The organism is Caballeronia sp. GAWG1-5s-s (assembly GCF_023631445.1).
GTDB lineage: Bacteria > Pseudomonadota > Gammaproteobacteria > Burkholderiales > Burkholderiaceae > Caballeronia.
Window position 1 is genome coordinate 1 of the sequence record NZ_JALQDC010000040.1, and the last position, 7989, is coordinate 7989.

Here is a 7989-nt window from a genome sequence, read left to right on the forward strand (position 1 = left end):
CTGCGGCCTTGAAACGGTCAAGCTCGAAATCAATTGACCATGATCGGAAGGTTGCCTAACCTATGCCGCACCCGCCGATACCCGCGAGCACTTCCCGCTGAGCTGGGCGACCACGCAGAACAACCTGGGCAGAGCGCTCGTGAACCTGGGCAGGCGCGAGAGCAGCACGGAGCGGCTGGAAGAAGCGGTGGCGGCCTTTCACGCGGCGCTGACCGAACATACTCGTGAGCGCGTCCCGCTGGAGTGGGCGATGACGCAGAACAACCTGGGCAGCGCGCTCGTGACACTGAGCGAGCGCGAGAGCGGCAGGGCACGGCTGGAAGAAGCGGTGGCGGCCTTCCACGCGGCGCTGACCGAACTGACCCGTGAGCGTGGTCCGCTGCGCTGGGCAACGGCCCAGAACAACCTCGATAAAGCACTTGCGAGGCTGCGCGAGTTCGACACGGCTGGAAGACGCGGTGAAATCCATCGATTCGTCCCGTAGCCTAGGTTTGCTGTTTCGGATCGGTCATGGCCGGATCACGACACCCGGTCCGCGTCGCCAGTGGTCGCGGGCGGCGTTCAGACATAATTGAACAAAGTTCAAAGGTAAGCGAATTGTTGAGATTCACTCAACGCTGAACTGTCGGACTGCCGAGCGCGGTGCTTCCCAACGACCGTGCTCATTTAAGTCTGAACTGCTGGTTCGCTTAACGTTGAATTATCCGCGTTTGGTTTCTCTTAACTTGGAACTTTGGGGCTACGTTTCCAACGTCAGAAATCGCACGGAAGCGAGGGAGGGTCGCCTAGAGGCCTGTCTGACTTCAGATGGGACTACCAAACGGCGCAGCCGGCTCAGTTCGGCCTATTGTGTTGAAAACTCCCGGAAAAGACTTCAGCGAGGTGAGAGCGATTGCTGGAAACCGGGGTAACGCACCGGCCTGCGTCCTAGGCCGACCTGCTGGTGACGCTGTCGGATCGGGACCGCGCGGAATGGAAGCTTTCTGGCGTAGCAGGGCATTCATCCTTTCGACGTTCCCAATGTCTCGCAACAGGCTCAAGCAGTGTTCCTTGTCCCGATACCGCAATGTTTCGAGACCTTCTGCTTGTTGGGCACACGCTTGATCGCACTATTTAGTCCGACCTGCAAAATTCGATTTCCATCGCGGACGTTTTCCGGCGGTCGACCGACTTCCGCCGCACTCCGCCAACTCAGGCAGTTGCGGGAGGTGCGGGCAAGGCTTCCTGCCATATCTCCGGCACGCAGCGCAGCCACGCAAGTGCAAGCAACAGGGGGCCAAGCCCCAGACGAACAATGGCACGCAACAACCAGCGGAGGTTATAGCCCACTGCGCACAACACAGCGTGCAATGCGTCGCCGGTTTGTCCTTTTAGCCAGCAACGCTGCATGCCGTGGTCCTGCTTCACATGCCCGATGATCGGTTCTATCGCTTGGCGACGTTTTAACCATCGTCGCTGTGTACTGCTTAGCGTCTTGTGTTTACCTCGGTGAATCAACTGTACCGGGGCAATATCGGCATCCGCACCACGATAACCAAGATCGGCCAGCACCGTTCGCGGCTTCGATACGCCCGGCAGATCCTGAAGCAAGATGGTCGTTTGTTCAAGTTGTCCGGCCAGGGTATGCCCGTCATACGGGTTGCCCGCAAACGAGCGGGCACCGACGATAAGGCCTTGCTTCTCCGTGATCGCGAGACTTACCTTGACGCCAAATTCATAGGGCTGGCGAGCCTTGCCTTTCGAGATGCACTCCACTTCGGGCGCATGAAGCGCGTAGAGCTTGTGCTTATCCTTTGCCCGCTGGCGGTAGATACGCCAGGCGCGCTCAAGCCAGATGCTCAAGGACGCCTGTTGCTCGGCGGATGCGTTCGGTAACTTTCTCTCGATGTCGCGCAGCAATCGTCCGAGTATCGTGCGCTGACGCTTGAGCACCCGGCGCAGTCGCTTGAACTGTTTTGCATGCGAATAGCCACCGGCGCGGCGACGCAACTGTTTCCCCTCTCGCTCGTAGGTTTGCTTCAGTGTCAATCCGGCACGTTGCGCGAGCCTTGCCAGTTTGCCTCGCGCTATTTCCAGCAATCGGCTGTCAGTCGGATAGGCAATCGCTTTCTGTTGGACCGTCGTATCGATAATCACGCGCTCGAACTCCGCCGGCCTCACTGCTTTCATTTGCACGGCCGTTGCGATGGTCGTCGCGAGCAACTCCTCGACGCCGCCTTCGCCCAGCGCCTGCCGAAACCGCACGAGGTTCGTCGGATCGCCCGGCATGCGCGGCTGAAAATACTCCTCGCCACAGAAGAACTGGAAGTACACGTCTTGTGCCCAGCGCTCACAAACCGATTCATCACTTTCGTTGTACGCGTGCTTCAGATAGAGCAGCCCGACCATCAGCCGGATCGACAGGCGCGGACGTCCGGCAGCGCTGAGGCCTGCACCGGCCAGTTTGGACGCCGTGCCGAACAGATCAATCTCCGCGCTTATCCGGCCTTCGCGAGCACGTCGCTCAAAGATCGGTGTCAACGTCGCCTCTATCGACGTCCATGGCATCCGATTCGCCAAGACCGCCAGGGGATGCCGCATATCGATCATCGCATCCAGGCGGCTGCGGAAGAAATCCGGTGTGCTCATCGGCGCTTCTCACTCCCAGAAGATAGCCCAATTCCATATTGAAACTGGGAGTTCCGCAACCCTCTATTTGCACCTATTCGCAAGCGGCGCCTGGCTTCGCGCCATTCTGCAAGACCAACTATTTATCTTGTTAAGTTCCTCGGGCCAACGAAGTGGAGCAACGCCGACTGGTTGCTATCCCCCATAAGCCGCCGCTTTCGTCGCAGATGGCTCGTGGATTCGGAGTTACAGGAACAGCATCGTTGCAAAGTCGAACGGACGCGCCTTGCCGGTTCAGAGTTAGCTGAACTGCGACACGAGCGATTATTTGTTATTCAGCTTCCCGAGCAACGGACAATGATCGCCCCCCTCTACTAGAACTGGGACGCCGTCTTGTTTGATACTTCGCGCCAATTTGCTCCTTCCCAAGTCGTCTAGCCCGTCTTCATTTAGCGCGATCAAATAAGGGGCGAAGAAATACCGTACGCAGTCAGGAACCTCCCGCTCAAGCTGGTCTAGCTCGCCTTCGTTCAATAACGAGTTTGGCTGTTCGAACTTGCGCTCGGCTCTCGTAATATATGCTTTCAATCGGTTCATGGCGGAAGAGTGCGCCGCTTGTCGGGTGAATGGCTGCAAGACAATGGGTTCTTGAGAAATCAACGTAGAAAGTACCCGAACATAGGCTTCCTCCGCTCTTGCACGATCATCTTCCGATCCGCCATACGTGTCCCGGTGTGCGAGTCGCACGCGAACCACCCATTCTGAGACCACTTTTTGTATTTCAACTATTGCCGATTGGGAGGCATTGATAATCTTGCGTTGCTTTTCGATGTCTTGTTCGCGGCTTTGAATCCACGACCCAACGACGGCTGTCAGGATGAAGCCTAAGATTAGCAACGTGGCCGGATGTCGCGTGAAGCTGTCGGCGGCTCTCAGCAGCTTGCGGTCAGGAGCGCGCGATCGAAACTTTCGAATTGTGGCCGCGCGCTTCCCAATTTTCGTCACTTTCGGCATTGGTGCCCCGCCCCTTTTGACGGTGACAAACGCGCAAATCTTTTCAGGTAGGCCGCCTAACGCGGCGTCGTTCCGGTAGCGCCTTCCTTTCTACAAGGGCCATGCCTGCTTCTTCTGACGTTGGCTGCTCGACACGATTACAAAGCCGCCTGCGGATACGCGACCCGCCTACGTGTCCGTGCCGCGGTTATGCACCGTGTGTAAGAAGGGCAGTAACTGCCGCAGTGATACCAGACGCCACGATGTTTCCTGCCGCGCCTTCGCATATGGCTCTTAAAGACGATAGCGCGTCTCGCAGCTTTCCGCTATTGGGTGAGGCTTTGCGGGACTCGACTGCAAGTTCGTCGAGCACGCCACCTGCCTCTGCTGCGAGCGTAGGCGGCAAAGCAGGCAGGGATGCTTTTGCTTGTTTGACTAGGTCGCGGACGCGTTCGACGGACAATGAGCCATGTACGTTTTGATTATTCGTCACGTTCGCGTGATCCGACACGTTGCCGACTACGCCCGCATTCTGGATGAAGAACTGTTGAGTCACAGGCCGCGCCTCGTTCTGTTCGTTAAGGGTAAATGACATATTCTCGCCGCGCACGCCCGCCTGCTCGAGTTCGAGGCTCCAGTTAAGCGTCAGGTTTCGCACGGCGTCAAAAATTCCGGCAAGGTGGCCTTTCGACAGGCGTATGGCAAAACGGGTCTGCTCTTGGAACATGCGCTGCAGAGTCTGCTCGATTTCAAACGGATAGTGCAGAAGAGCGTGGTCGCTGTCATCTCTAACTAGCGGTTCAATGGAACCAAGAGACTGCCCAATCCTCGCTTCAGTGCACAGTTCGTCCATTTGAGCGTCCGGAAACTGCACCGGCACCCACCCTCGAAATGGGTTTATTGCGCGACATTCTCCTCGAAGTATCCGATAGCTCGGAAGCGCCGTCAGGTCGGAGTATCCGTTTAGCTCACGGTCGATCCAGTCTATCGCATCGGGGAGTTTGAGCTTGGCGGCGACTAACTTTGCTGTCCGGACCAGTTGCACAACGGAGGTGTCCTCATTGAGGGCTAGGCGTTGCAGTTCAAGTACTAGCGGAAGGCTCATAGGACAGGGCGCGAATGTAAGTCCATAATTATATTAGAATACGGCCCTAAGGCCTCAACCGCCCCTTCGGTCGTGATTCACGTAGGTCGATGTAGAGCCTTTGCAAAGGTGGTCCAAACCGCCGGGTAGGCAACGGCGTTTAACTCCGGGAAGAAAGTACAAAGTTAAGCGAACCACGACCGAGATAGTTCAGGGTTAAGTGAACCAGCGGTTCAGAGTTAGATGGTCATCGCCGCCTACCGCGCAAGCATTACCGTCACCACGGTTCAAACACTCGTGAACCTCGACGCCAACGACGCGCAGCCGGACGATCCGGGCAAAAGATCAGACGACACGGCGAACGACGCATTCAGTTCGGCTCAGCGGTGGCCCGCCGAGGCGCCGACCGCCGCCGTCGCGCAGGTGGTACTCGCGGTGGATGAAGCGATTACCCTCAAGCGGCGGGCCGCCGCCGCGTGGCTGACCGCGCATGGCGACGCCGTGCCGTCTTTGCCGGTCCAACCCACGCGCATCGAACTTGCGGTCGTGATCGCGCTGGCCGAGACCTTTGGTTCAGCTCTGGCTGAAGAGGCGCGCTTCCTGCCGGTGATCGACTTCATCGCCGATGTCGGCGGGGTGAAGCTGGTGCAGCGCGTGATGTACGGCGCGCGCCCGACCACCGACTTCGATGACACCGCCTACGCGGCCGAAAATGCGCGTCTGGCGGAACTGCTGCGGGAAGCTCGCACCGCGTTCGAGTGCCTGTGTGCGACCTGGCCCGAGGTGTTCATGGCGCAGGCCAGCGACGCGCTTGAACAGCTTGGCTTGCCCCGCCTTCGCGCACCGGCGCCGCCGTCACTGAATGACGGAAGAGGCGGCCGTGATCAGCCAGACGACGAGCGCGATGAGGAGGGGGGCGATGCCTGAGCGCGCGCGTGTGACGACGGCGTCGTCCCCGGAAAAGCTCACCCAAAAATCGGCGCGCCCCCCGGAAAAGCTTACCGAATCACTTGCCCTCGAGCGCCGCTACACGACCAAGGACTTCACGGCGCTGCGCGCGTACGTGCAACGCATTGCGCCGGCGGTGATCGCGCGCACCTACTACGACCCCGACGACGATCCGCACGCGGCCACGCCCGGCGCAATGGAGCGGCACCTGACGACGATGCTCGACGCGCTGGTGACGCTCGCACTCGCGCACGGCTCGACCGCGCTCGCGGACCACCTGCGCGCGTCGATTCGGCAGCATGGGCGACCGGTGCTGACGGCGGTGACGTTCCGGATGGTCACCGAGGCGGCGCAACTCGCCGCGGCGCCGCCGCGCCCGGATCATCCGATTAGCGCCTGGCTGCGGCCGCGCGTGGCGCGGCGTCTGAAAGGCGAGGGCATTGAGACGCTCGGCGAACTGGTCGTGTTTTGTAATCGGCGCGGCGGCAGCTGGTGGCGCTCGATTCCGCGCATCGGCCCGGGCCGGGCGCGCGCGATCGTGAGCTGGTTGCGCAAGCAGCGAGCATCGCTGCAACTAACGATCGAAGCCGACATCGACTCGGAAGAACGTGACGGCGTCCCGCTGATCGCGGCCGACCTGGTCGAGGTGGTGCCGGCCGTCAAGGTGACGGAAAGCGGCCCAGGCAGCGGTCCAAGAAGCGGTCAGGACGGTAACCCAGAGGCGGGTCCACTGACGCTTGCGCCGCTCGAGCGCCTCGCCGTGCCGCACGCCCTATCGGGCGCGCACGGTGAAAATCGCGCGACGGCCTTCTGTATATCCAGGCGAACCATGATCTCGAGGCGGTGCGCGCGTATCTGAACCGCTTTCGCGATCAGCCGAAAACCTTGCGCGCATACACCAAGGAGCTGGAGCGGTTTCTGTTGTGGGCGGTGGTACTGCGCGGCAAGGCGTTGAGCGATCTGCGGGTCGATGACTGCGAGGCCTACAAGGATTTCCTGAAAAGCCCCGACCCGCGGTTTGTGGGTGAGCGCTTCCCGCGGCATTCGCCGCGCTGGCGTCCGTTTGCCTTGCCCAACGCCTCTGCGGTCGCTGATGGAAAAGCACCACTGTCGGCGACGCTTTCGCCCGACTCGCAGCGGTATGCCGTTCGGGTCCTGCGGACGGCGTTCGCCTGGTGGGTGGACGTCCGCTATCTAGCCGGCAATCCATGGAAGGCGGTCAACGATCCAGTGGTGGTTAAGCGCGAGCGCGCGATCAAGATCGAACGCGCGTTGCCTGCCGGTCTGTGGCGCAAGCTGCGCCAAGAGCTGGATGTGCGATCAGCAGAAGAGGGGGGGGCGACGATTTGCGCGCAATGGCGGGCCGTGCGCGCAGCCATTCTGTTGATGGGCGATTCGGGTCTGCGACGTGAGGAAGCGGCGAGCGCCCGGCGCGAGCATTTGCGCCCTTCTTCCTTTGGAACACCCGAGCGACCGGTCTGGGAGCTGACCATCGTCGGCAAGGGGCAGCGCGAACGCACGGTGCCGGTGAGCGCTGCGACGCTTGAACGCGCTGCGCGCGCATTGGCGCGATCGGGCTCAAGATTTCGACGGCACGACCGAAGAACACAAACGGAGCGGGCCGCTGCTGAGCCCCGTCGTCATTCCGTGGACTGACGCATCACGCCTGAGACATCGGGGCGAGCAGAGCGCGGCGGGCAAGGAGGGGCAGCCTGTAAATGAAGCGAGCTACACCGCGGATGGACTGAACCGGTTAATTAGTCGAATGATCACCGAACTCGTTCGGACGATGGACGACTTGAGCCTGGATGAACGAATGCGGCTGGGGCAAGCCAACGCGCATGCGTTTCGCCACACCTTTGGTACCCAATCGGTCGCCGAGGAGGTGCCGGTGGATGTCGTGCAGAAGGTGCTCGGTCACGCCTCTCTGCAAACGACGACCATCTATGTCCAGGCCGAAAAGCAGCGCGTGGTCGAAGAGGTGGCTCGCTCCTATGCCGGCGTCGCCGCGCATGAGACGGGGCAGTGAGCAGCAGCGCAGTCGGCGTTGCGCGTGTAGAAGGCGGTGAGGATGCTGGTTCTTCTCACGAGCGCAATGGCGGCTTCAGGACCAACACAGGTCACACAGGTTATGAAAATTTCGGGAAAGCGATCTTGACAGGAGTCTGCTCATAGAAGTGTGACCCACCGTCGAGACGTACTGCTACGTCGCCCTCAGGAAATTCAGATGAACCAAAACTGAGAACTGGTCACGATTGACACGGAAAGTCATATCAACCCGAGTTCTGTGCGTCAAGTTGTGCAGAAACCGGATGCCAGTGGTTTCAGTTGATCCTTCTGTGCGGCGTGCGGTGCGA

General features: G+C 60.2%; 8 protein-coding genes. 5 read left to right on the forward strand and 3 right to left on the reverse strand.

Annotated features, from left to right (window positions below; all coding sequences use genetic code 11):
* The first annotated feature begins 97 nt into the window (after nucleotides 1–97).
* On the forward strand, nucleotides 98–484 hold the full coding sequence (locus NCR34_RS26300) for a tetratricopeptide repeat protein (protein WP_284506712.1): 387 nt from the start codon (nucleotides 98–100) through the stop codon (nucleotides 482–484).
* Nucleotides 485–1191: 707 nt separating this feature from the next.
* On the opposite strand, the gene NCR34_RS26305 is transcribed toward NCR34_RS26300, so the two are convergent.
* The 3 genes from NCR34_RS26305 to NCR34_RS26315 form a co-directional block, all read right to left on the reverse strand.
* Entirely contained in the window at nucleotides 1192–2628 is a 1437-nt protein-coding gene (locus NCR34_RS26305) for an IS5 family transposase (RefSeq protein ID WP_250501276.1), read from the reverse strand.
* 303 nt (nucleotides 2629–2931) lie between these two features.
* Nucleotides 2932–3621, reverse strand: a complete 690-nt coding sequence (locus NCR34_RS26310) for a hypothetical protein (RefSeq protein WP_250501277.1) — start codon at nucleotides 3619–3621, stop codon at nucleotides 2932–2934.
* A 187-nt stretch (nucleotides 3622–3808) separates the two neighbouring features.
* Nucleotides 3809–4705: an AbiTii domain-containing protein gene (locus NCR34_RS26315; protein ID WP_250501278.1), complete on the reverse strand. Its 897-nt coding sequence runs from the start codon at nucleotides 4703–4705 to the stop codon at nucleotides 3809–3811.
* Nucleotides 4706–4927: 222 nt separating this feature from the next.
* Here NCR34_RS26315 and NCR34_RS26320 point away from each other — a divergent pair, with 222 nt between their 5' ends.
* The 4 genes from NCR34_RS26320 to NCR34_RS28270 all read left to right on the forward strand — a co-directional run bounded on the left by NCR34_RS26320 (nucleotide 4928) and on the right by NCR34_RS28270 (nucleotide 7661).
* On the forward strand, nucleotides 4928–5611 hold the full coding sequence (locus NCR34_RS26320; protein ID WP_250501279.1) for a hypothetical protein: 684 nt from the start codon (nucleotides 4928–4930) through the stop codon (nucleotides 5609–5611).
* Nucleotides 5604–6491 carry a phage integrase family protein gene (locus NCR34_RS28260; protein ID WP_350029456.1) on the forward strand — a complete coding sequence of 296 codons (888 nt, stop codon included), beginning with the start codon at nucleotides 5604–5606 and terminating at the stop codon, nucleotides 6489–6491. Before NCR34_RS26320 ends, NCR34_RS28260 begins: the two co-directional genes overlap by 8 nt.
* Complete coding sequence (locus NCR34_RS28265; protein ID WP_350029457.1) at nucleotides 6476–7288, forward strand: tyrosine-type recombinase/integrase; 813 nt, start codon at nucleotides 6476–6478, stop codon at nucleotides 7286–7288. Before NCR34_RS28260 ends, NCR34_RS28265 begins: the two co-directional genes overlap by 16 nt.
* Nucleotides 7289–7397: 109 nt before the next feature.
* Nucleotides 7398–7661 (forward strand): tyrosine-type recombinase/integrase, encoded by a 264-nt coding sequence (locus tag NCR34_RS28270; RefSeq protein WP_350029458.1) that lies wholly within the window; start codon nucleotides 7398–7400, stop codon nucleotides 7659–7661.
* Nucleotides 7662–7989: the final 328 nt, after the last annotated feature.

Coding starts and splice junctions, on each gene's coding strand:
- NCR34_RS26305 (WP_250501276.1), bottom strand. CDS start 2,628: ATGAGCACACCGGATTTCTTCCGCAGCCGCCTGGATGCGATGATCGAT.
- NCR34_RS26310 (WP_250501277.1), bottom strand. CDS start 3,621: ATGCCGAAAGTGACGAAAATTGGGAAGCGCGCGGCCACAATTCGAAAG.
- NCR34_RS26315 (WP_250501278.1), bottom strand. CDS start 4,705: ATGAGCCTTCCGCTAGTACTTGAACTGCAACGCCTAGCCCTCAATGAG.
- NCR34_RS26320 (WP_250501279.1), top strand. CDS start 4,928: ATGGTCATCGCCGCCTACCGCGCAAGCATTACCGTCACCACGGTTCAA.
- NCR34_RS28260 (WP_350029456.1), top strand. CDS start 5,604: ATGCCTGAGCGCGCGCGTGTGACGACGGCGTCGTCCCCGGAAAAGCTC.
- NCR34_RS28270 (WP_350029458.1), top strand. CDS start 7,398: ATGATCACCGAACTCGTTCGGACGATGGACGACTTGAGCCTGGATGAA.